This is a genomic window from Butyrivibrio hungatei (assembly GCF_900101605.1).
Taxonomy (GTDB): Bacteria; Bacillota; Clostridia; order Lachnospirales; family Lachnospiraceae; genus Butyrivibrio; species Butyrivibrio hungatei_B.
On the sequence record NZ_FMUR01000015.1, the window covers coordinates 1 to 24,145 of the forward strand.

Genomic DNA, 24,145 nt, shown 5'->3' on the forward strand with positions numbered 1-24,145 from the left:
CATACTCAGATTTGAGACGATGATATGTCTTGTTTGGAGTAAAGACTTTGCCATCATACTTACCGATGTATTCTCGCTTATGGTCAGCGCACTGTTTTTCAGCGTTCCAAAAAGGCTTGTCGATATAAGCGTAACCGTTCTGACATCTGACTTTGCTGGTGATCCAAGGCTCATTGATTTTCAGTTCCATGGTAATTACCTCCTTGGTATAATTATACCAAGGATAAAGAGGAATCGCAAGCAAACTGGGCACTTTTGATACAATATTTTGTAGTTGCAAAGCCAGTAAGCACAAGGCTTTGCGATGATTAGTCAGATGAGTTTATACCGAATCCTTGGTATAAATTCACGGGAGCTTAGGTTACACATGCCAGCGAATCTTCTCCTTGAAGAGCTGATCCTCCTGCTGTTAATTCCCACTTTCCACCAAGATGCTTCCTAAAATCTCTTTGCATCATAAGATAAGTTCCATCAGTATGTCTTAAGATTATCTCACTTACAAGATGATAATATCCGTCAGGTATTTCTTCATCTCGAATCAATGTTACTCCATCAACCTTATTAAAGTTTTCATCATATGCATCCCAGATTTCCATAACGCCTCCCTTGCTCTCACTTACAATATCTGAATATTATTTTTCTATTTTCTTGTATAAGCAAAAAAAGAGAAGCCCGATTAAAAGCTTCTCTTAATGTTCGCGATGCGATTCGAACGCACGACCTTCCGCTTAGGAGGCGGACGCTCTATCCAACTGAGCTACGCAAACATGACCTTTGTATATTAGCACAATCTGAGACACAATTCAAGGGAAACGCATAACAAAGCGCTTCCCTGAAAATTGTGTTTTTCAATACTTATAAATATTTTTATTTCAAATATTCAATAATCTGATTCACTCTCAAAGCTGGATTGCTGTCTTAAGTGCAATCTCCATCATATCAGTAAATCCGGTCTCTCTCTCTTTTGCAGAAAGTTCTCCTGCCTTGAAGAGATGGTCTGATATTGTAAGGATTGTAAGTGCATTCTTCTTAGCTTCTGCTGCATTCATGTAAAGAGCAACTGTCTCCATCTCGACTGCGAGTGCTCCCATGTTTTTGTAGAGTTCACTCTCATTGCACTTCTTGTAGAATGCATCTGAAGAAAGTACGTTACCCACGTGGAATTTTACATTCTTCTCTCTTGCTATGTTTACTGCTTTTTCCAATAAGTCATAGCTTGCTGTCGGACAGAATGTTCCGGGAAGTCCAAACTGGAATCCGTAGTTGGAATCTGTGTGAGCACCCATTGCGAAGACGATGTCCATTACATTAACATCCTCTTTTAATCCACCGGCGCTTCCAACTCTGATGATGTTATCCACATCATAAAAGTTAAAAAGTTCATAAGTGTAGATTCCGATTGAAGGAATTCCCATTCCGTGTCCCATTACAGACACTTCTTTTCCCTGGTACTTACCTGTGAATCCGAGCATTCCTCTTACTTCGTTAAAACACTTAATGTCTGTGAGGAAATTCTCTGCAATGAATTTTGCTCTGAGTGGATCGCCGGGCATAAGCACGGTCTTTGCAATTTCGCCTTTTTCGGCACTGTTATGAGGTGTAGCCATATCCATTTTCTCCTTCTCTATTAATTTGTTCCGGGAAAATTGATATATCCCTGCATCCAAATGTTACCTTTAAATCTTCTTCCGACCGCAGGTTCACCAAGCAGGTCGGCATCATTTATACACAAGTCGAATTCAAGTCCGTTACAATTAATCCTCATTATGTGTATAACTTCTTTTGTCAGATAGTTCTCCGTCTTATCAACTTTGACTATCTCTCCTAAAACGGAGTAGTGATCGCACTCAACTCCGTATGGCATAAAATATGTATCTACCAGACTATACACATCCTGCTTTCTGATTTTTCTCGAAAGCGTTGTGTATATGTCCATGTCGTCAAGAGTCAGTGATTCAATTGCTGCTTCATCACCTCGTCTTGCATTATCTATAAGTTTGTTCCTATAACTGGTTTTCTTTTTGGCCACTTCTATTTGTTGCTCTGTCTTTGCAATCGGCATCATTATCTGACCTTTTATCGACAGCGCTGACAAACTAAGTGTCGTTCCTCTGACAGGAAAGTGATCCTCATTCTCATACTTGATGTAAGGAATTATATTCTGAAGGTAAAAGATAAGTGAAACGCCAACCCTGTTTTCATTACAGATTCCTGCATATGAATATTGGGCTGCATGGCGTTCTATTGTTATATCTTCTTCCGTACTGATCTGCGAAGGGACTATGTACGGATAGTAATACTCATATATGAACTTATCTTGTTCATCAAATTCCCCACATACCGCGAGTCCTATTTTTTCATTTGCATAGTCATGCATGAACTCCGCAAGAATAACATTATCCTCTATGGACACATATCCTCTTCTTGAAGATTTCTGAATAGAATCGGTAATTAATCCGGTCAACTCATTCCTGTCTTTTATTTTAGAAAAACCGACTGCTCTTAGAAATTTATGCAAGGAATATTTTCACCTTTCTACTGCTGTTATTATTTCTTCTTAGGAATAAGTACTTCTTTTCCTCCCATGTAAGGACGAAGAACTTCAGGAATCTTTACGCTTCCGTCTGCCTGAAGGTTATTCTCAAGGAAAGCAATAAGCATTCTCGGAGGAGCAACTACTGTGTTATTAAGTGTGTGTGCGAGGTAGTTTCCATCCTTACCCTTAATTCTGATCTTAAGTCTTCTTGCCTGTGCATCTCCAAGGTTAGAACAACTTCCTACTTCGAAGTACTTCTTCTGTCTTGGTGACCATGCCTCTACGTCACATGACTTACACTTAAGATCTGCAAGATCTCCTGAGCAGCACTCAAGTGTACGTACAGGAATGTCCATTGATCTGAAAAGATCTACTGTATTCTTCCAAAGTTTGTCATACCATTCTTTTGATTCTTCGGGCTTACAGATTACAACCATCTCCTGTTTCTCGAACTGGTGAATTCTGTATACGCCTCTCTCTTCAATTCCGTGTGCACCTTTTTCCTTTCTGAAGCAAGGTGAATAACTTGTAAGAGGTAAAGGTAATTCTTCCTCGGGAATAATCTGATCTATGAACTTACCGATCATTGAATGTTCACTTGTTCCGATAAGGTAAAGATCTTCTCCCTCAATCTTGTACATCATAGCTTCCATTTCAGGGAAACTCATTACACCTGCAACTACATTTCCATGGATCATGAAAGGAGGTACACAATATGTAAATCCTCTGTCGATCATGAAATCTCTTGCGTAAGAAATTACTGCAGAGTGAAGTCTTGCAATATCCCCGAGCAGATAATAGAATCCGTTACCTGCTACTCTTCTTGCAGCATCAAGATCGATTCCGCAGAAGCTCTCCATAATATCAGTATGATAAGGAATCTCGAAATCGGGAACAACAGGTTCACCGAACTTCTCAATCTCAACATTCTCAGAATCATCTTTTCCGATAGGAACAGATTTGTCGATGATCTGAGGAATGATCATCATCTTATTTGTAACTTCTTCATCAAGCTTCTTCTGATTCTCTTCGAGTTCTTCAAGACGCTTTGCTTCTTTTGCAACTTCATCCTTGAGGGCCATTGCTTCTTCTTTTTTACCCTGTGCCATCATTGCACCGATTTCTTTAGAAATCTTATTCTTATGTGCACGGATCTCATCCGCTTCTTGCTGGTTTGTTCTTCTTGCTTCGTCGAGTTTTATAATCTCATCTACTAGAGGAAGTTTCTCATCCTGAAATTTGTTCTTGATGTTCTCTCTTACCACATCAGGGTTTTCACGTAAAAATTTTATGTCGATCATTTTGATCTCCTCCATGTATGTTTATATATTTTATTCTTATCTTCTTACACTTTCGCGTGCACTATCCAATGCTTTCTTTTCCTCATCACTGAGTTCAACATCTGCTATTCCGGCGTTGATAACTTTCGAATATGAATAGTTAAGTCCGTCTGTGCTGTGAACTGAATTCATAAGGAATCCGTTGTCATTTTCATCGAGCATACAAAGTGCGAAGCTGAGCTGTCCACCCATCTGACTAAATGCATCATATTTCTCAAGTCCGATTTTCTGGAAGGTTCTCTGCATTCTTTTGTTGATGTCCTGAATGTCCTTACGGTTTTTATCGTTCTCCGCTCTTATCATTTTGTTTTCGTGAAAAAGATCTACGATTTCATCTTCAAGTGATTTCGCATCTTTTCCTGTCATGAACTTATTAAACTTCTTTGATACTTTACTTATCTTGCATCCTTGTATGATAACAATAAGTAGAAGAATTAATACTAATGCTAAAAGTGCCAAGATAAAAATTGCAGGATCTATGTTTCCAAGACCCAAAAGATTTAATATGTTACTTTCCATTTTATTCTGTCTCCGATTATTCTGTGCATAGTCTGTTTATTATTTTCTCAAGATCGTCGCTGTTATAAAATTCAATCTCAATCTTTCCTGAACCGCTACCCTTGGATGTGATATCAACTTTTGTTCCGATTGCCTGCTTACATCTCTCAGATAGATTTGCATAAATTGCATCCAGACTTGGATTTGTTTCTACAACCTTTTTAGGCTTTGGTGTCTTACCAAGATTCTTAACAAGTTTCTCGGTTTCTCTAACACTTAACTTTTCATCAAAAACTTTCTGCGCAAGCATTGTCTGCTCTTCTTCACTCTCAACAGATATTAGTGCTCGTGCATGTCCTGTTGTTATGAGTCCGTCAATAACCATCTGTCTTACTTTTTCACAAAGCTTTAAAAGACGAAGTGAGTTAGTGATAGTTACTCTGCTCTTTGAAACTTTCTCCGCAACAATATCCTGTGTATATCCGAATTCATCAATTAGCTTTTTGTATGCAAGAGCTTCTTCAATAGGATTTATATCTTCCCTTTGGATATTATCAATAAGAGAAATCTCTGCAATCTCATGGTCACTAAGATCTTTTACGATAACCGGAACTTCTTTTATTCCTGCTTTCTTGGCAGCTCGCCATCTTCTCTCGCCACCTACAATCTCATAGTGATCATTCTTATCTGTTACGATTAGAGGATTGATTATTCCATACTGTTTGATTGATTCAGCTAATTCCAAAAGACTGTCTTCATCAAAAGATTTTCTTGGCTGATTTCTGTTTGGTTCAACCTGAGTTATATTTACATGAATAACCTGTCCTTCACTGATACTTTGTTCTTCAGAAAATGAAACTTCTCTTTCTTTTGTAACTGCGAAAGATGACTTCGCAGGTATTATTGAATCAAGCCCTTTTCCTAATCCTCTTTTCACATTCTTTACTGCCATATCTTATGCCCCTCCGCTTTAATCAAATTTTCTGTCGATAACCTCATTTGCAAGAAGTCGATATGCTTCGGCTCCTGCGGACTTAGGTTCATAAACGTTTATAGGTAGACCGTAACTGGGCGCTTCTGCAAGACGAATGTTTCTTGGGATTATTGTCTTATACACATTCTCTTGTATATGTTCCTTTACGTTTTCTACAACCTGGAGTGAAAGATTGGTACGAGAATCAAACATTGTAAAGACAACACCTTCCATATCGAGTTCCGGATTGAGTCTGTCTTTTACAAGATTAACTGTATGTACCAACTGACTAAGACCTTCAAGTGCATAGTACTCACACTGAATAGGTACAAGAACAGTATTAGCTGTAGTCATTGCATTGACTGTCAGCATACTAAGTGACGGCGGACAATCTATAATAATGAAATCATAGTCATCTCTTATACTACTAATTGCCTCTCTTAAAATATATTCTTTATTATCAGAATCTATCAACTCAATCTCTACTGCGGCAAGATTTACATTTGAAGGAATAATATCAACTCCGTCGATTCCTTTTACAACATTTTTGGTTATTACTTCATCAATGCTGCACTCACCAATCATCAATTCATATATAGTATGATCGATTTCATTCTTATCAATACCAAATCCACTTGTTGTGTTTCCCTGAGGATCGGTATCGATAACAAGTACCTTCTTACCTTTCTCTGCCAAAGCAGATGCTAGATTGATTGATGTGGTAGTCTTTCCGACTCCGCCTTTTTGATTTGCAATTGCGATTATTCTTCCCATTACGCCTCCCATCATCGTGAAACACTAATCTGATTTTACCACATTATTAAAATTATAGAACATAAAAAAAGCACAATCTTTAGAAAATATGATATTATTTTCCAGATTGCGCTTCATTTACTATATGTAAATGTATGTAATTTTTGAATGTTTCATGACTATTTTTATGTTTCACGGAACATTACTACATTTTGTATTTTAATGTTTCACGTGAAACAATTAGTTGTATATAATTTTCACAGTCAAATATGTTTCACGTGAAACATATTTAATCATACTATAAAGGTTTTTTTGCAGGCGTTCCTGCCTTGCGCGGATACATTTTTGAAGTACGTTCCTTCTTATCTACAATACAAATTGTACGTGTTATGTCTGTATCGGGCAATAAGAATTCTTTGCACTCTTTAAGTTTTCCACCAAGAAGATGAATTGCTCCTTTCGCCGCTTCTACTTCTTCAGATCCTTTATCACCTTTGAAGGCAATGAACTCACCACCAACCTTAACATATGGAAGACAATATTCTGTAAGAGTAGACATATTGGCTACAGCTCTTGAAACAGCAAAATCAAATTTTTCTCTTAGTGATCCACCCTTGCTTGATGAGAAGTCTTCTGCTCTTCCATGTAATGTTTCAATACTTCCAGATTCATTAAGACCAAGTGTGTCTATTACTTCATTGAGAAAATTGATTCTCTTATTCAATGAATCGAGTAATGTAACATGAAGATTGGGATAAACAATTTTAAGTGGTATTCCCGGAAATCCGGCCCCCGTTCCAATATCAATCAATGAATACTCTTTATCTTTGAAATCAACAAACGGAGCACAAGAAATACTGTCGACAAAGTGAAGCTTACACACATCATCAAAATCTGTTATAGCAGTAAGATTCATTACTTCATTTACTCGAATCAGAATCTCAAAGTATTTATCAAACTGCTCGAGCTGCTTATCAGTCAGTTCAATTCCGTAAGAACGGAAGTCTTCAATCATCTTGTTGTATTTATTCCTCATTCTGTTTTCCTCTGTTCAATGAATCAAGATAAATGATAAGTACAGAAACATCTGCAGGATTAACTCCACCTATACGAGATGCCTGTCCGATATTTACAGGTCTGAACTTTTCAAGCTTCTGTCTTGCTTCGAGTCTCAAACTGCTGACATCATTATAATCAATATCTGCAGGTATAAGTTTTCTCTCAAGTTTTTTGAACTGCTCAACCTGTCTCTCCTGCCTGTTGATATAACCTTCATACCTGATACTAATCTCAACCTGTTCAATAACATCCTTGGGAAGTAACGGTCTGTCGACATCAATCTCTGCGATCATTTCATAAGTCATCTCGGGGCGACATAATAATTCAGCAAGAGATACTGCTGTTTTTAACGGTGTACTTCCACACCTTGTCAGAAAATCCTGAATCTTTGAATTGGCTCCGATGTTTATACTCTTTAATCTCTCAACTTCTTTTGTAGTAAGCTCAATCTTTTTAAGTAACTTATTATATCGTTCATCATCTATAAGACCTACTTCATGCCCTTTTCCTCTAAGTCTTATATCCGCGTTATCCTGTCTTAAGAGTAATCTGTACTCTGCTCTTGAAGTCATCATTCTGTATGGTTCAAGATTTTCTTTTGTAACAAGGTCATCAACCAGAACACCAATGTATCCTTCAGATCTGTCGATAGATAAATAAGGTTTGTTCTTAATCTGCATCGTTGCATTAATTCCGGCATACAATCCCTGCGCAGCAGCTTCCTCATATCCACTACTTCCATTAAACTGTCCGGCTGAGAAAAGTCCTCTGATATCTTTTATTTCAAGAGTCGGATGAAGTTGTCCGGGACAAAGACAATCATACTCAATTGCATAAGCATTTTTTACAATTCGACAATTCTCAAGTCCGGGTACTGTTCTGTACATTGCAATCTGAACATCCTCAGGAAGTGATGATGACATTCCATCTATGTACATCTCATTTGTAAATGTTCCTTCGGGTTCAACAAACACCTGATGTCTTTCATGATCCGGGAACTTTACAACCTTATCTTCTATAGAAGGACAATATCTCGGTCCGACACCTTCAATGATTCCCGCATAAATCGGAGACCTGTCAATATTATTGCGTATTATTTCATGTGTTTTTTCATTGGTATATGTAAGCCAACAAGATACTTGAGGTTTCTGTACATCCGAAGGATCGGTATCAAATGAAAATGGAATTACAGGATCATCTCCAAACTGCTCTGTCATCTTGGAATAATCAATGGTATTTCCATCCATTCTTGCAGGAGTTCCGGTCTTAAATCTTCTAAGTTCTATTCCCGCATCGATAAGTGATTGTGACAAAAGGTTTGAAGGTTGAAGTCCATTGGGTCCACTATATGTAATAGCTTCACCTGTAAGACAACGACTCTTAAGATAAGTTCCCGTACAAAGAATAACAGCTTTAGCTTCATAAGTTATTCCGGAAAAAATCTTCACACCGGTAATGACATGCTTATAACCTTCAGCTTTCAATTCATCGGAAGGTTCACTGTAAAGAATTTCTGAAACCTCCGCCTGCTTAATGGTAAGATGCTCCTGGCTTTCAAGTACCTCTTTCATCTTCTTGGAATATTCCATTTTGTCAGCCTGACATCTGAGCGAATGAACAGCAGGTCCTTTAGAAGTGTTAAGCATCTTAGACTGCAAAAAAGTCTTATCAATATTTTTTCCCATCTCTCCACCAAGAGCATCTATTTCTCTTACAAGATGTCCCTTGGAAGATCCGCCAATGTGAGGGTTGCACGGCATGAATGCAATGTTGTCCGCACTCATAGTAAAAATTATAGTTTCAAGACCAAGTCTGCTGCAGGCAAGTGCCGCCTCACATCCGGCATGTCCTGCTCCAATTATTACAACATCATATTTTTCAGTAAAAACATTCATAAATTATTTTCCCATACAAAATTTTGAAAAGATTTCTTCCACAAGATCGTCGCCTACTTCTTCTCCGATTATCTCACCGAGGTAAGCATACGCATTTGAAAGATCGACTGTATAAAAATCTTCCGAAAGATTTTTTGAAATACTGTCATCCACAAGTTTAAGACTGTCATAAACTTTCTGCAGTAGTTCTTTATGTCTTAAGTTTGTGATGTAAATTTCCTGCTTTGGCAAAATGTCACCGTTGAAGAAAAGTTTGGATAAAGCATCCTTTAATTCATCGATTCCATTTCCTTTCAACATCGAAGTTTTTATAACAGGAACGTTATCCACATTTGTGAAAAACTTAAACACATTATCCTCATTAATTTTTATGTCATCTGATAGATCATTTTTATTAAGAAGAATAATTGTTTTCTTATCCGCACACAAACTGATGATTTCTTTATCCTCATCATCAATATCACGTGTAGAATCGAGAATGTATAAAACAAGATCTGCTTCTTCTATCTTACTCTTTGCTTTATCCACACCCATCTTCTCAATAATATCATCTGTGTCTCTTATACCGGCAGTGTCAATAAGATGTAAGACTATGTCTCCTAGTCTTACAGTTTCCTCAATAATATCACGTGTTGTTCCGGCAATGTCGGTAACTATTGCTCTTTCGTCTCCGATAAGAGTATTTAAAAGAGAAGACTTACCTGCATTCGGCTTTCCAACAATAACAGTCTTTATTCCATCTTTTCTTATCTTACCTTCATCGGCTGTACTGAGTAATTTTTCAATCTCACTTGTAAGATCAGAAACTTTGGCTTTAAGTTTTTCAGGATATCCGGTAAGATCATAATTTTCAGGATCATCAAGTGCAGACTCAATAAATGCCATCTCATAAATGATCTGCTCTCTCAAACTTTTGACTTTATCATAAATACTTCCGCGAAGCTGATTTCTGGAACTATCAAGAGCAAAATTATTCTGAGCACTTATTATATCCATTATCGCTTCGGCTTTAGTAAGATCGATTCTTCCATTTAAAAAAGCTCTTTTGGTAAACTCACCCGGATCAGCAAGACGGCATCCGCTTTTTAAAAGCAGTTCAATAATCTGATTCATTATGAGAACACCACCATGAGAATTGATCTCGATAACATCTTCTCTGGTAAAACTGTGAGGAGCTTTCATAAATGATATCATAACTTCATCAATGATTTTTTCACCGTCACAGACATATCCATACTTTATAGTATTGGGAGCATGTTCTTTTAAAGTCTGTTCCATCTTGGCAGAACGATAGATCTTATCACAAATTGCAACTGCATCTTTTCCACTTACTCTTATAACTCCGATTCCGGAATCAGACATTGCGGTCGCAACAGCACAGATAGTATCATCATTAAAATTATTAAAAACACCTGACATATCTTTGTCCCGTTTCTTTTTAATAAATATTTTTCTACATATAATAATACCCCTCAAAGTATATAACTTCGAGGGGCAATGTTTATTATTTCTTTAATGTAACAACTACTCTTCTGAATGGTTCTTCACCTTCACTGTGAGTAGTAACAAACCTGTCTCCCTGAAGAGCTGAATGAATAATTCTTCTCTCATAAGGATTCATAGGCTCTAAAGCTACTGAATGTCTGGACTTTCTAACCTTATAAGAAATGTTCTTTGCAAGATTTTCGAGAGTAGCTTTTCTTCTCTCTCTGTAGTTTTCTGTATCAACCTTAACATGGATGTACTCGGAATAATCTCTGTTAACAACAAGAGAAGCAAGGTACTGAACAGAATCAAGTGTCTGTCCTCTCTTACCTATAAGAACTCCCATCTCATCTCCGCTAAGTTCAATATCAAGAATCTTATCAGCCTGGTTGAAAGAAGTCTTAACTACAACTTCCATCTTCATTGCATCGAATACTTCTTTTAAAAACTTGTTTGCTTTATCACATACTTCATCAGCATTTATGTCTGAGCTGACTGCCTTTTCAATTTCCTTTACAGTCTCTTTTACTTTTTCTTTTTTATTTTTTACTTCCTGCTTAGATGAAACTTTTGTATCTATCTTGATATCATCAATCTTGATTTCTTCACTCTTCTCTTCTTTAACTCTTGCCTTGATGATTGCAGGCTTAGCATTTATCCCCAAAAAACCTGACGATCCGCTTGTAACTACTTCGTAATCAAGCTTATCACTTGTAACGCAAAAAGATTCGCAGGCTTCAGTAATAGCATCATCGACATTTTTTGCTGTAAACTCTCTATACTCCATTTTTCCCTCCCAAAATAGACAGTAACAATATATCTTCTCTTATTTATTATTTTTCTCGTTAAATTCTTTTACCAAATTTGCCTTGGCAAGAAGAGAATCCTTTTTAATTTCTTTTCCTGAGAAACTATCTCTAACCTTCTTGAGCTCATTCTCTCTCTCTTCCATAGAAACAGAACTTGATGCGCTACTTACAATATTTCTTGTAGACATGTTTGCGTATCTGTTCATCTGAGGAGTAGTCTTAAGTTTCTCCTGCTTCTGCTTATATTTCTCAATGTTTTTCTCAATCTCAGCATCAATATCGGTTCTATCAATGTGCTTGTTGATAAGAACCTGCTGTATAGATCTGATAACCGCACCAATTATCCAGTAGATACCCATACCTGCATTAAAATTAAAACAAAAAACTGCTGACATCATGGGCATCATAATATTCATAGTCTTCATAGACTGCTGCATCTGAGCTGTAGGATCGTTAGGATCGATCTTACCCTCTGCAGGAACCTGCTGTGGCATGAGCTTTGTATTTACCCACTGAGTAAAGAATGCAAGAAAAGGAATAAGAATAGCTCCGATAAGTAAAACAAAGTTTTTATCTGCAAATGCACTCTTTATCATAAACAAAGGAGTATCTGCGATATTCATTCCAAGAAAATTGTTGTATCTGTCCAAAAGACTGTGTGTACTTAAAATAGAATCATTGAAACTATTAAAATTTGATGTGATCTTATCCCAATCAGAAGATGACGCTCTGTTCAAAACATCGATAAGAGTGTTTTCCACATAAGTAACATCACCTGATTTAAAAAGCGGGTTATCAAACTGACTGGTAAACATTTTTGCACTGGAAACGTTATTTCTTATGAAATCAACACCGCCATCTGCAGTTGCAATCTGCTGTACAAGAGGATAAAAAGCCTTTTTTACAGTTCCAACATAAGCGGGAATTGAATAAATAACACGATAAAGTGCAAATAAGATAGGCATCTGAATAAACAGCTGTAAACAGCTACCTGTCTGCGAAACACCGTATTTAGCGTAAACTTCTTTAGTCTCCTGCTGCATCGCAAGCATGGAGTCATTATCTTTTTTGCCTTTATACTTCTCCTGAATAGCTTTAAGTTCAGGACTCATCTTTGACTGAAGTTTAGAAAACTTCTGCTGTTTGTAAGTCAAAGGAAGAAGAGCAATATAAATAACTACAGTGAATAATATGATTGCAAGACCAAAATTAGGAATACCAATTCTATCAAGCAAGTTGAATATGGCTGTCATAACATATCCAAGCAACTTTGCGATAGGTCCTACAATACGTCCCTGATAAGGGGTTAAAAGAACTGGTGTCAAAATAAACCTCCTGTACATTACGGAACGGGATCATATCCGCCACTGGAAAACGGATTACATCTTATTATTCTCCAGATTGCGAGCAGACTTCCCTTAAATGCCCCATGTTTTTCTATAGCTTCCAGTCCATACTCCGAACAAGTCGGAATATACGGACATTTTGTTCTCTTTAAAGGAGAAATGTACTTTCTGTATAACTTAATCAAAAAGATAAGTATCTTTTTCATTTTTCACCGCCATTTTTCTTTATGCGGGCCTTCCCTGCCAAGCTTAAAAGAGAATCTTCTATATTATGATAGCTCGCATCTCTTGCACAGGCTCTGGCAACGACTACTATATCCAAACCACTATTGAATACATCTTCATGTAGTCGGTAAACTTCTCGAACAAGTCTTGCAAATCTGTGCCTTACAACACTGTTCCCAATTTTTTTACTGCATGAAATCCCAAGTTTATTGGAAGAACTGTTATTTTTCCACACATAAACAACCAAATACTTATCGGCATAACTTTTTCCATTCTTATAAACATTGCGGAAATCATTTGTCTTTTTCATCGAATCAGAAAAAAGCATATCATTGTCCTTTTTATATCGGAAAGATGAAAAAAGGTCACAATTTTGTGACCTTTACTATCAAGCAGATAATCTCTTTCTTCCCTTTGCTCTTCTGGCTGCAAGAACTTTTCTGCCGCCCTTAGTAGCCATTCTTGCTCTGAAGCCGTGAACTCTGGCTCTCTGGAGCTTATGAGGCTGGAATGTCATCTTCATATCGTAAACACCTCCTTCTTTACTAATTATACAACGCAATTACATTTAGTAATTACAGATCATATCAGTGTGGAAAAAATCTTTATAATTATAATAAATAAAATCAAGGCAGTCAAGCCATAAAAACGCAGAAAAATAGGGCAAATCTTTGAAAAAAATATAAAAAAATTAATTCGCCCATATATTGTGTTGACAAAACTTATCCACAGCAAAATGTTGATTTTGTGGATAACATGTTGATTAATATATACCACGTTATTTTATCCACATTTTTCTTGTATTTTGTGGATAAACCGGAGCATAATTTTGTGGTTATTAATCGGAAATCCAGTAACCACGCCATTTATAACGGTAGATAGCTTAAAGTGGAAAAATGACCATTTATCCACAGTGTAAAAATTTAATTATGTTTGAAATTTTTTTTCTGATAGTTTTCCACATTATACCCTTGTTTGATATTTAAAGTTTTTTAAGATAAAATAGTAAAAGTCTACAAGTCGATAAAAAGCGTAATTGGGGAGTTTTTCATGTATTCAACAAAAGAAATCACAGATAAATTAAAAAACAATTGGGAATCAATAAAGCACACTATAAAGATTGAATCCGGAATTACAGAGATATCTTATAAAACATGGATTGATCCATTAAGTGTATATAGTGTTTCGGACAACAACGTCACTATCCTGATTCCTTCAGACAACTCAATGGCTCTTCAGTACATAATCAACCATTACATGGACTTTATTAAAGTTACCATTTCGGAGTTTTTGGATATAATGGTGGACGTATCTTTCATCTTAAAGAAAGATACTATTAATAATGAAGAAACTCATGAAAATAATTCAGAAGATGCTTCTGAAAACAGCTATGCATCCAATAATAACTACGAACACTCAAATCTAAATCCTAAATACAGATTTGATACCTTTGTCGTAGGAAGCAACAATAAGTTCGCGCACTCCGCTTCACTTGCTGTTGCCGAATCTCCGGGAATATCTTACAATCCCCTCTTCCTCTACGGTGGACCGGGACTTGGTAAGACTCACCTTATGCACTCCATCGGCCACTTTGTCATGGAGCATAATCGTAAAGCCAAGGTTCTTTATGTAACATCAGAGCAGTTTACAAACGAAGTTATCGAATCTATCCGAAGCGGTAAGACAGAAAGTATGTCTAAGCTTCGCGATAAATACAGAACAGTTGATGTTCTCATGGTCGATGACGTTCAGTTTATTATAGGAAAGGAATCAACTCAGGAAGAGTTCTTCCACACATTCAACGAGCTTCATCAAGCCGGAAAACAGATTATTCTTTCATCCGATAAGCCTCCTAAGGAAATGGAAACTCTTGAAGAGAGATTCAGATCCCGTTTCGAGATGGGACTTATCGCCGATATCCAGTCTCCCGACTATGAAACAAGGATGGCCATCCTGCGTAAGAATTCTGAGAACTATGGTAAGAACATTGATGATGATGTAATCAACTACATCGCTACAAATATCAAGTCAAACATCAGAGAACTTGAAGGTGCCTATAACAAGATCATTGCATATTCAAGACTTAACAATGTAGATGTAACACTTGAAAATGCTATGGAAGCTCTTAAAGATATCATCTATCCGGATAAATCCAAAGTTATCACACCTCAGCTTATCATTGATACTGTGTGTGAACAGTATGGAGTAAAGAAAGATGACATCGTTTCCAAGAAGAGACAGGCAGAGATTGTTCTTCCACGTCAGGTAATAATGTATCTATGTAGAGAAAATACCGAAGCTTCACTTGAAGAAATAGGAAAGCTGCTTGGTAAAAAAGATCACACGACCGTAATCAGCGGAATCAACAAGATAAAGAAGCTTACCGCGGTTGATGACGATCTCAACAAAAACATGGATATAATAATGAAGAAACTAAATCCTTCATTATAAATTGTGGATAACTTATTGTGGATATCTATGTAGAAAACCTGTTATTAGGATGTTATTTAAATGTTATTTGATGTTGATTGAGGGTGGATATTTTTTTTCACCCTCATTTGTTAAAATTAGGCCTGTTTATAACTTTTTACTTTTCAACACCTAATTTTTTGTTTTCAACACCTAAAAATTTGTAAAAAAGCCGCATAGATTGTATAATGGAATAGGTTTTACACTTTTCAACAGCTATTATTAATTCTTTTACTATATTTTTATATATATTTTATACTTTTTATGTTCTGAAGGGAGTATGTGGTTAAATGAAAGTCGTTTGCTCAAAGTCGAATCTTATTAGTGGATTGCAGATTGTATCAAAAGCAGTTCCTTCTAAGACAACAATGTCTATTCTTGAATGTATATTGGTTGATGCAACAGAAGGAGTCATCAAATTCATCGCCAATGATATGGAACTTGGTATTCAGACAATAGTAGAAGGTAACATTGAAGAAAGAGGATATATAGCAATCGATGCAAAGATATTTGTAGATATTGTAAGAAAGCTTCCTGACAATGCCGTTACTATTGAATCAGACAGTTCAAACAAAGTAATAATCAGTTGTGAAAAAGCAAAGTTCAACCTTATTGGAAGAAAAGGTGATGATTTCACATATCTTCCGTCAATAGAGAAAGTAGACGGAGTTTCTGTTTCTCAGTTTACTCTCAGAAATATAATTCAACAGACAATCTTTTCAATTTCAGAGAATGATGCAAACAAGATGATGGCAGGAGAACTTTTTGAAGTTGACGGAGATATCTTAAAGCTCGTTTCTCTTGATGGTCACAGAATATCTATCAGAAAAGTAAAACTTTCTGAAGAGTATTCATACAAAAAAGTGATAGTTCCCGGAAAAGCACTTAGTGAAATAAGTAAGATTCTCGGAGACAGCACTGAGAAAATAGTACATATCTATTTTACCGACAAGCATATTCTCTTTGAGTTTGATAATACAGTTGTTGTTTCAAGACTTATTGAAGGCGAATACTTCAGCATAGATCAGATGCTTTCAAGTGATTATGAAACAAAGATGAGCATTAACAGAAAAGAATTACTTGATTGTATAGACAGAGCAACACTTCTTGTAAAAGAAGGTGACAAGAAACCTGTAATAATATCCATTACAGATACCAATATGGAATTAAAGATAAAATCAACAATAGGAAGTATGGATGAAGTAATCGATATTGATAAGCAGGGAAAAGATTTAATGATAGGATTTAATCCTAAATTCCTTATCGATGCACTGCGAGCAATTGAGGATGAAGTAGTTGATATCTATCTTGTTAATCCTAAAGCACCTTGCTTTATTAGGGACAAGGAATCAACTTATACATATCTGGTATTACCGGTCAACTTTACGACAGTTGATTAATTAATTACCAAAGGACCTGATTTAAGATGGAAATAGTAAAATTAAGAGAACAAGATGAATTTATAAAACTCGGACAGGCTTTGAAAAAAGCCGGTCTCGAGGGTTCTGGTGTTGATGCCAAGATGGATATACAAGCCGGTCTTGTAAAAGTAAACGGCGAAGTTGAGGTTAGACGCGGTCGTAAACTTTATGACGGAGACACTTTTGAATACGATGGCGTACAGGTAAAGATAGAAAAATGATAATAAAATCATTGGAATTAGCTGACTTCAGGAATTATGAGAATATAAAGATAAATTTCAGTAAAGGCACTAATATACTTTATGGTGACAATGCGCAGGGCAAGACCAATATTCTGGAAGCAATCTTTGTTTCTGCAACGACAAAGTCACATAAGGGGAGTAAGGACAAAGAAATAATCAGATTTGGCAAAGAAGAAGCGCATATAAGAACCATTTTGGAAAAAGACAATGCAGAATATCGCGTTGATATGCACCTTCGAAAGAGCAAGTCCAAAGGAATAGCCATAGACGGGCAGAAGATAAAGAGGGCATCTGATCTGATTGGCAGGTTGAATGTTGTTTTTTTCTCACCGGAAGATCTGAGCATAATAAAAAACGGTCCTTCTGAAAGGCGCAGATTCATGGATATGGAGCTGTGTCAGCTTGATCAGATATATCTTAATAATCTTTCTAAGTACAATAAATTGGTTGTCGAAAGAAATAAGATTCTAAAGGATCTTTTTGAACATCCTGAAAACAGTGTACTTTTGGACGTTCAGGATAAGCAATTATTCGAATACGGATCCGTCATTATAAAGACAAGAGAAAAATTCATCAAAGATCTTAATGAAATAATAAGACCTATTCACGAAAAGCTGACGGGAGAAAAAGAAACTCTGTCGGTTTTCTATGAACCTAACGTGAAGCTTGAGGAATTTGAGAGCAGATTAAAGCAGGCAAGAAAAAAAGATACTTATACCAAACAAACAACTGTCGGACCTCATAAAGATGATTTTTCTTTTATGATAAAAAAAATGAATGCGGAAGATGCTATAGATATCAGGAAATTTGGTTCACAAGGCCAGCAAAGAACAGCATCTTTGTCACTTAAACTTTCAGAAATAGAGATAGTTAAGAGAGCAAAAAAAGAAAATCCGGTATTACTGTTGGATGATGTATTGTCAGAGCTTGACAGCAACAGACAGAATTATCTCTTAAACACCATCGGAGATATTCAGACGATAATAACATGTACCGGTCTTGATGAGTTTGTTAATAACAGATTTGAAATAGATAAACTGTTCAAAGTAACCGAAGGAACAGTAAGTAGTGAAAACTAAGAAACGGAGTAGAACATGAGCAACGAAGAAGTACAGTATGGCGCTGACCAAATTCAGATTTTGGAAGGACTTGAAGCAGTCAGAAAAAGGCCTGGTATGTATATCGGAACTACAGCAAGCCGAGGATTACACCATCTTGTTTATGAGATCGTGGATAATTCCGTAGATGAAGCACTTGCTGGATTTTGTGATCATATCGAAGTAACAATTAACGAAGATAACACTATTATTGTAAAAGATAATGGTAGAGGAATTCCTGTTGATGTAAACCACAAGTCCGGTCTTACCGGTGTTGAGGTTGTATTTACAATCCTTCACGCAGGTGGAAAGTTTGGTGGTGGAGGATACAAGGTATCAGGCGGACTCCACGGTGTTGGTGCTTCAGTTGTAAATGCGCTCTCTGAATGGCTTGAAGTTCAGGTTACAAGAGACGGAAAAGTATATGAGCAGAGATATGAAAGAGGAAAAGTATGCTATCCTCTTAAGGTTGTTGGCGAAGCACCTGAGGGAGTTTCGGGAACAAGAGTATACTTTAAGCCCGATGCACTTATTTTCAAAGAGACAACAATCTATGATTATAACGTTTTGAAGCAGAGACTTAGAGAAATGGCATTCCTTACCAAGGGACTTAAGATTTCTCTTACCGATCTTCGTACTGAAGAAGGCGAAGAGCCTGTAGTTCAGACATTCCACTATGAAGGTGGTATAAAAGAATTTGTTGAATATCTCAACAAAAGTAAAACAGCTCTTTATGAAGACATTATGTATTTTGAGGGAAATAAGAACAACGTACAGGTTGAAGTTTCTCTTCAGCATAACGATTCATATACAGAGAGTATCTATACATTCGTAAATAACATTAATACACCTGAAGGTGGTACACATCTTGAAGGATTTAAGGCAGCTCTTACAAAGACATTTAACGACTATGCAAGAGCAAACAAGATGCTCAAAGATAACGATGACAATCTTACAGGTGAAGATATCAGAGAAGGTCTTACAGCTATCATAAGTGTAAAGATTGAGGATCCTCAGTTTGAAGGTCAGACCAAGCAGAAACTTGGTAACTCTGAAGCAAGAGGAGCTGTTGCAGGAATAGTAGGTGAGCAGCTTACATATTTTCTTGAGCAGAATCCGAGTGTTGCAAAACAGATTCTTGAAAAAGCAATCCTTGCGCAGAGAGCAAGAGATGCAGCAAGAAAAGCAAGAGATCTTACAAGACGTAAGTCTCCTATCGATGGATTGGGACTTCCCGGAAAACTTGCAGATTGTTCGGATAAAGATCCTAAGAACTGTGAAATATTCATAGTTGAGGGAGATTCCGCCGGCGGATCGGCTAAGACTGCGCGAAGCAGAGCAACACAGGCTATACTTCCTCTTAGAGGAAAGATTCTCAACGTAGAAAAAGCCAGAGTTGACAGAATATACGGAAATGCAGAGATCAAGTCAATGATCACAGCGTTTGGAACAGGCATACATGATGACTTTGATATAAGCAAACTTCGTTATGACAAGATCATTATTATGACCGATGCCGATGTAGACGGTGCGCATATTGCAACACTTATGCTCACATTCCTTTACAGATTTATGCCTGAGCTTATCAAAGAAGGTCATGTATATCTTGCTCAGCCGCCTCTTTATAAGCTTGAAAAGAACAAGAAGGTATGGTACGCATACAGTGATGAAGAGCTAAATAAGATTCTTATGGATGTCGGAAGAGATCAGAACAACAAGATTCAGCGTTATAAGGGTCTTGGTGAGATGGATCCCGAGCAGCTTTGGGAGACAACAATGGATCCCGAGAGAAGAGTTCTCCTTAGAGTAAATATGGATGAAGAATCTGAATCGGATATAGACGTTACTTTCACAACACTTATGGGTGATAAAGTTGAACCCAGAAGAGAGTTTATTGAAAAGAACGCAAAGTTTGTAAAGAACCTGGATATTTAAAGAACGTAAAAAGGAAAAGAAATGGCTGATAATAATAACAATAACAACAATGAACTGTCAGAAGATGTATTTGATAAAGTCACTACTGACAGAATAAAAGAAGTAGACCTTCAAAAGACAATGGAAGCAGACTACATTGATTATGCCATGAGCGTAATCGCATCACGTGCGCTTCCTGATGTTAGAGACGGTCTTAAGCCTGTACAGAGAAGAATTCTGTACTCTATGATTGAACTTAACAACGGTCCCGACAAGCCGCATCGTAAATGTGCGCGTATCGTCGGTGATACAATGGGTAAATATCACCCTCACGGTGACAGTTCTATTTATGGAGCACTCGTTAATATGGCGCAGCCATGGTCAATGAGATGTTGTCTTGTTGACGGTCACGGAAACTTTGGATCTGTTGACGGTGACGGCGCTGCGGCTATGCGATATACTGAGGCTCGTCTTACAAAAATCGCAATGGAGATGACTGCGGATATCGGTAAAGATACAGTAGATTTCGTTCCAAACTTCGATGATACAGAAAAAGAGCCTTCAGTTCTCCCAAGTAGATATCCGAATCTTTTGGTAAACGGAACAACAGGTATCGCTGTAGGAATGGCAACAAACATTCCTCCTCACAACTTAAGAGAGATAATAGCAGCGGTTGTAAAGATGATTGATAACCGTGTACTTGAGGACAGAGATACAGATATTGAGGAAATCCTTTCAATCGTCAAGGCTCCGGATTTCCCTACCGGTGGAATAATACTTGGAACAAGAGGAGCTGAGGAAGCATACAGAACTGGTAGAGGAAAAGTAATAGTAAGAGCTGTAACAGATATCGAGCCTATGCAGAACGGTAAGAACAGAATTGTAGTTACAGAGCTTCCTTATCTTGTAAATAAAGCAAATATGATCGCAAAGATCGCCGAGCTCGTTAAACTTAAAAAACTCGACGGAATTACAGCACTTCGAGATGAATCTGACAGAGAAGGTATGCGTGTTGTAATTGAGCTTAGAAATGACGTTAACCCTAACATCATGCTTAATAAGCTTTATAAACATACACAGATGCAGGATTCATTTGGAATCATCATGCTTGCACTTGTAAATAACCAGCCTAAGGTTATGAGCATCACAGAGATGCTCAAACACTACATCGCTCATCAGGAAGACGTAGTAACAAGAAGAACAAAGTATGATCTTAACAAAGCTGAAGAGCGTGATCATATCTTACAGGGATTGCTTATTGCCCTTGATAACATCGATGAAGTAATCAAGATCATAAGAGGCAGTGAAACAGTTGCTCTTGCCAAGGAACAACTCATGGCCCGCTTTGGACTTACAGATGTTCAGGCTCAGGCAATTGTTGATATGAGACTTCGTACTCTCACAGGTTTGGAGAGAGACAGGCTTGAACAGGAACATGCTGAACTCCTTAAGAAAATCGAGGAATTAAAAGCTATTCTTGCAGACAGAAAGATACTTCTCGGAGTTATCAAAAAAGAAATAACAGAGATTTCCGATAAATACGGCGATGACAGAAAGTCACAGATCGGACATGACGATTCCGATATCGATATGGAAGATCTGATCCCTAATGTAAATACAGTAATTGCAATGACAAATCTCGGATATATTAAGAGAATGTCAATTGATAACTTCAAATCACAGAATCGCGGCGGAAAAGGAATAAAAGGAATCACCACTATCGACAATGACTTTGTGGAAGATATCCTTATGACAACTACCCATAACTATGTAATGTTCTTTACAAATACGGGTAGAGTCTACAGACTTAAGGTTTACCAGATTCCTGAGGCATCCAGAACTTCAAGAGGAATGGCAATCGTTAATCTCCTTCAGCTTGCTCCCGGAGAGAAGATCACAGCAATGATTCCTGTTAAAGGCTTTGAAGATGAAAGTAAGAGTCTCTTTATGGTAACAAAGAAAGGTACTGTAAAGAAAACTCCTATAACTGATTTCATAAATGTCAGAAAGACAGGACTTGCAGCAATCAATCTCAGAGATGATGATGAGCTTATAGAGGTTAAGAGTGTTCAGAAGGGAGCTGAAGTATTCCTTGTAACAAAGAACGGAATGTGTATTCACTTCGATGAGGAAGATGTAAGAGCAACCGGAAGAGCATCTATGGGTGTAAGAGGAATGACACTCGACGATACGGATGAAATCGTCGGAATGCAGCTCAATACTCAGGGTGACTCACTCCTTATAGTTTCTGAAAAAGGATATGGAAAGAGAACAGTTCTAAGTGAATTCAATAACCAGTTCAGAGGCGGAAAAGGTGTTAAGTGCTACAAGATAACCGAAAAGACAGGAGCTGTTGTCGGTGTTAAGGCAGTTAATGAAGATAATGAGATCATGATGATCACAAATGCCGGAATCATAATTCAGCTTCGTATGGATGAGATAACTGTCCACGGAAGAGTAACATCCGGAGTTAAGATGATAAATCTTGATAAGGGCGTTACAGTAGCAAAAATTGCCAAAGTTAGAGAAAAAATCTCTGACGGAGATAAAGAACTCGATAATATCGATGAAGTAAACGACGGAGAAATCGAAGAAGACGTTTAATATATTTCGAGTGTGGGGGAAGTATGAAAATCGGACTTGTAATCTCTGAACTAGAGGACAATGAAGTAAAAAAAATCTGTATAGGTGCAAATAAAGCGGCAGTTGACAAGGGAATAACCCTTGTCATAATGCCGGGCAAATATCTTGTAAACAATGATGATGTTGATGAAAAGCATCCGTACAAATTTCAGAACACGGCTCTTTTTAAATATGCAACAAAACTTGGATTTGATGCGGTAGTTATCGATATCGAGCGAATCGGAAAGAATGTTGCCATTTTGAAAAAAGAAGCTCTTTTGAAGAGCTTTTTTGAGATTCCTTTTCTGACTCTTACCGAGCAGGAAGGATATGTTGCTTCAAAAAAAATAATGTCTGATCACGGATATCTCGAACAGCAGGGATATCAGGCTATTTGTGATGCAGTGTCATATGCGGAAACAGGGAAGCTTTCAAATGAAGAACCGTCCTGTGTTTTCTCATTCATTGAAGAGTCTGAAGCAAAGGCTCTTTCTGTAATTTCCGATATAGGAACAAGACTGTTCAATCGGAAATTTGAAGATGAAGGTCTATATAAGTCAATGGGACAGATAAATACAGAGCTTGGTGTAAAAAACTGTGGACTGTTCCTTTATGACAAGAAAATCAGAAATACTTTCAAACATCCATGGGAATTTCCCGATAAAATTAAGATTAAGAGTGCAATTGTAGACGGAACTGAAATAGTAACCGACAATAACACGGAAATAGATACAGATGGGATATTGAATATCTTTGAAAATGGAACGCCAAAAGTTCTTGTTGCAAGCAATATCTTTGTAGGTCAGTATCAGCTCGGACTTATGATCACCGAGTTTAATCCGAGAATACTTATTGATAATTATTTTGACAGCCTTGTAGGAATAGTTACGATAACTTCAAGGGTTTCATATCTTGAGACAGAGATGGAAAAGACCAAGAAAGAGCTTCTTGAGGTTCAGGAAGAACTTGCAAGGGATGATTCGGTTCTTGATCACATCGGAGGACAGGATTATTTGACGGGAGGTCTAAACAGAAGAGGCTTTTTTGCGAAAGCCTATGACTATCTCAAAGAGAATTTTGAAGCCGGAAAATATGCGGTTGTTGCATATATCAGGATGGATTCTCTTAAGAAAATAAACGATGTATACGGACACAATGAAGGTGATCAGGCAGTTAGAGAAGTTGCAGAAATACTGGATATTGTGTTTAAAGATTGCATACACGGTAGAATCCGCGGTGATGAATTTGCAGCTATCTCGGTATCTTCGGAAGAAGGAATGGCTGAGAATTTCCGTGAGGAAATGTCATCTCAAAATGCAGCACTTCTTGATAGATCGAAGAGATATATCAACTACCTGCAATATTCGGTATGCGAATTCAGTTATGAAGACAATCTTTCTCTAAGAGAGATGTTAAAAGAAACAGACGAAAGTCTGCAGAGAGTAAAAGGAAATTTCTAAC

At 37.2% G+C, this 24,145-nt stretch carries 23 protein-coding genes and 1 tRNA gene; 7 read left to right on the forward strand and 17 right to left on the reverse strand.

Annotated elements, in window-relative coordinates:
• The 17 genes from BLP87_RS11800 to rpmH form a co-directional block, all read right to left on the reverse strand.
• Positions 1–190 (reverse strand): hypothetical protein (locus BLP87_RS11800; protein ID WP_330390059.1); only part of this gene is annotated, 190 nt, incomplete at its 3' end.
• 166 nt (positions 191–356) lie between these two features.
• Positions 357–596: an NUDIX hydrolase gene (locus tag BLP87_RS11805; protein ID WP_176756645.1), complete on the reverse strand. Its 240-nt coding sequence runs from the start codon at positions 594–596 to the stop codon at positions 357–359.
• 97 nt (positions 597–693) lie between these two features.
• Positions 694–767: transfer RNA gene (locus tag BLP87_RS11810), tRNA-Arg, on the reverse strand.
• Positions 768–899: 132 nt separating this feature from the next.
• Positions 900–1,607: a purine-nucleoside phosphorylase gene (deoD, locus tag BLP87_RS11815; RefSeq protein WP_026513422.1), complete on the reverse strand. Its 708-nt coding sequence runs from the start codon at positions 1,605–1,607 to the stop codon at positions 900–902.
• 20 nt (positions 1,608–1,627) lie between these two features.
• Positions 1,628–2,518: a DUF3881 family protein gene (locus BLP87_RS11820; RefSeq protein ID WP_074462855.1), complete on the reverse strand. Its 891-nt coding sequence runs from the start codon at positions 2,516–2,518 to the stop codon at positions 1,628–1,630.
• A gap of 29 nt (positions 2,519–2,547) precedes the next feature.
• Positions 2,548–3,837, reverse strand: a complete 1,290-nt coding sequence (gene serS / locus BLP87_RS11825; protein ID WP_027208998.1) for a serine--tRNA ligase — start codon at positions 3,835–3,837, stop codon at positions 2,548–2,550.
• A 36-nt stretch (positions 3,838–3,873) separates the two neighbouring features.
• The gene (locus BLP87_RS11830) at positions 3,874–4,395 is read right to left on the reverse strand and encodes a DUF4446 family protein (protein ID WP_026656309.1); all 522 of its coding nucleotides are present in this window, start codon (positions 4,393–4,395) and stop codon (positions 3,874–3,876) included.
• Between the two features lie 16 nt (positions 4,396–4,411).
• Complete coding sequence (locus BLP87_RS11835; RefSeq protein WP_074462856.1) at positions 4,412–5,326, reverse strand: ParB/RepB/Spo0J family partition protein; 915 nt, start codon at positions 5,324–5,326, stop codon at positions 4,412–4,414.
• Positions 5,327–5,344: 18 nt separating this feature from the next.
• Positions 5,345–6,121, reverse strand: coding sequence for a ParA family protein (locus tag BLP87_RS11840; protein ID WP_074462857.1), 777 nt, complete (start codon positions 6,119–6,121; stop codon positions 5,345–5,347).
• 277 nt (positions 6,122–6,398) lie between these two features.
• Positions 6,399–7,136, reverse strand: a complete 738-nt coding sequence (rsmG, locus tag BLP87_RS11845) for a 16S rRNA (guanine(527)-N(7))-methyltransferase RsmG (RefSeq protein ID WP_074462858.1) — start codon at positions 7,134–7,136, stop codon at positions 6,399–6,401.
• The gene (gene mnmG, locus BLP87_RS11850; RefSeq protein WP_074462859.1) at positions 7,126–9,054 is read right to left on the reverse strand and encodes a tRNA uridine-5-carboxymethylaminomethyl(34) synthesis enzyme MnmG; all 1,929 of its coding nucleotides are present in this window, start codon (positions 9,052–9,054) and stop codon (positions 7,126–7,128) included. Before mnmG ends, rsmG begins: the two co-directional genes overlap by 11 nt.
• A gap of 3 nt (positions 9,055–9,057) precedes the next feature.
• Positions 9,058–10,473 carry a tRNA uridine-5-carboxymethylaminomethyl(34) synthesis GTPase MnmE gene (mnmE, locus tag BLP87_RS11855; protein WP_074462860.1) on the reverse strand — a complete coding sequence of 472 codons (1,416 nt, stop codon included), beginning with the start codon at positions 10,471–10,473 and terminating at the stop codon, positions 9,058–9,060.
• Positions 10,474–10,558: 85 nt separating this feature from the next.
• Positions 10,559–11,326 (reverse strand): RNA-binding cell elongation regulator Jag/EloR, encoded by a 768-nt coding sequence (gene jag / locus BLP87_RS11860; RefSeq protein ID WP_074462861.1) that lies wholly within the window; start codon positions 11,324–11,326, stop codon positions 10,559–10,561.
• Positions 11,327–11,365: 39 nt separating this feature from the next.
• Entirely contained in the window at positions 11,366–12,673 is a 1,308-nt protein-coding gene (locus tag BLP87_RS11865; RefSeq protein ID WP_074462862.1) for a YidC/Oxa1 family membrane protein insertase, read from the reverse strand.
• Between the two features lie 17 nt (positions 12,674–12,690).
• On the reverse strand, positions 12,691–12,900 hold the full coding sequence (yidD, locus tag BLP87_RS11870) for a membrane protein insertion efficiency factor YidD (protein WP_074462863.1): 210 nt from the start codon (positions 12,898–12,900) through the stop codon (positions 12,691–12,693).
• Positions 12,897–13,247: a ribonuclease P protein component gene (gene rnpA / locus BLP87_RS11875; protein WP_074462864.1), complete on the reverse strand. Its 351-nt coding sequence runs from the start codon at positions 13,245–13,247 to the stop codon at positions 12,897–12,899. Before rnpA ends, yidD begins: the two co-directional genes overlap by 4 nt.
• A gap of 60 nt (positions 13,248–13,307) precedes the next feature.
• Entirely contained in the window at positions 13,308–13,442 is a 135-nt protein-coding gene (rpmH, locus tag BLP87_RS11880) for a 50S ribosomal protein L34 (protein ID WP_013282343.1), read from the reverse strand.
• A gap of 527 nt (positions 13,443–13,969) precedes the next feature.
• Here rpmH and dnaA point away from each other — a divergent pair.
• The 7 genes from dnaA to BLP87_RS11915 all read left to right on the forward strand — a co-directional run bounded on the left by dnaA (position 13,970) and on the right by BLP87_RS11915 (position 24,144).
• Positions 13,970–15,370 (forward strand): chromosomal replication initiator protein DnaA, encoded by a 1,401-nt coding sequence (gene dnaA, locus BLP87_RS11885; RefSeq protein ID WP_074462865.1) that lies wholly within the window; start codon positions 13,970–13,972, stop codon positions 15,368–15,370.
• A 308-nt stretch (positions 15,371–15,678) separates the two neighbouring features.
• Positions 15,679–16,788 (forward strand): DNA polymerase III subunit beta, encoded by a 1,110-nt coding sequence (gene dnaN / locus BLP87_RS11890; RefSeq protein ID WP_074462866.1) that lies wholly within the window; start codon positions 15,679–15,681, stop codon positions 16,786–16,788.
• 26 nt (positions 16,789–16,814) lie between these two features.
• A complete protein-coding gene (locus BLP87_RS11895) occupies positions 16,815–17,030 on the forward strand; it encodes an RNA-binding S4 domain-containing protein (RefSeq protein WP_074462867.1) in 216 nt (71 codons plus the stop codon).
• Positions 17,027–18,130 (forward strand): DNA replication/repair protein RecF, encoded by a 1,104-nt coding sequence (gene recF, locus BLP87_RS11900; RefSeq protein ID WP_074462868.1) that lies wholly within the window; start codon positions 17,027–17,029, stop codon positions 18,128–18,130. The genes BLP87_RS11895 and recF overlap by 4 nt, the downstream gene beginning before the upstream one ends.
• Positions 18,131–18,145: 15 nt before the next feature.
• A complete protein-coding gene (gene gyrB, locus BLP87_RS11905) occupies positions 18,146–20,083 on the forward strand; it encodes a DNA topoisomerase (ATP-hydrolyzing) subunit B (protein WP_074462869.1) in 1,938 nt (645 codons plus the stop codon).
• A 21-nt stretch (positions 20,084–20,104) separates the two neighbouring features.
• Positions 20,105–22,666: a DNA gyrase subunit A gene (gene gyrA, locus BLP87_RS11910; protein ID WP_083334596.1), complete on the forward strand. Its 2,562-nt coding sequence runs from the start codon at positions 20,105–20,107 to the stop codon at positions 22,664–22,666.
• A gap of 23 nt (positions 22,667–22,689) precedes the next feature.
• Positions 22,690–24,144 carry a GGDEF domain-containing protein gene (locus tag BLP87_RS11915; protein WP_074462870.1) on the forward strand — a complete coding sequence of 485 codons (1,455 nt, stop codon included), beginning with the start codon at positions 22,690–22,692 and terminating at the stop codon, positions 24,142–24,144.
• The last annotated feature ends 1 nt before the right edge of the window (position 24,145 follow it).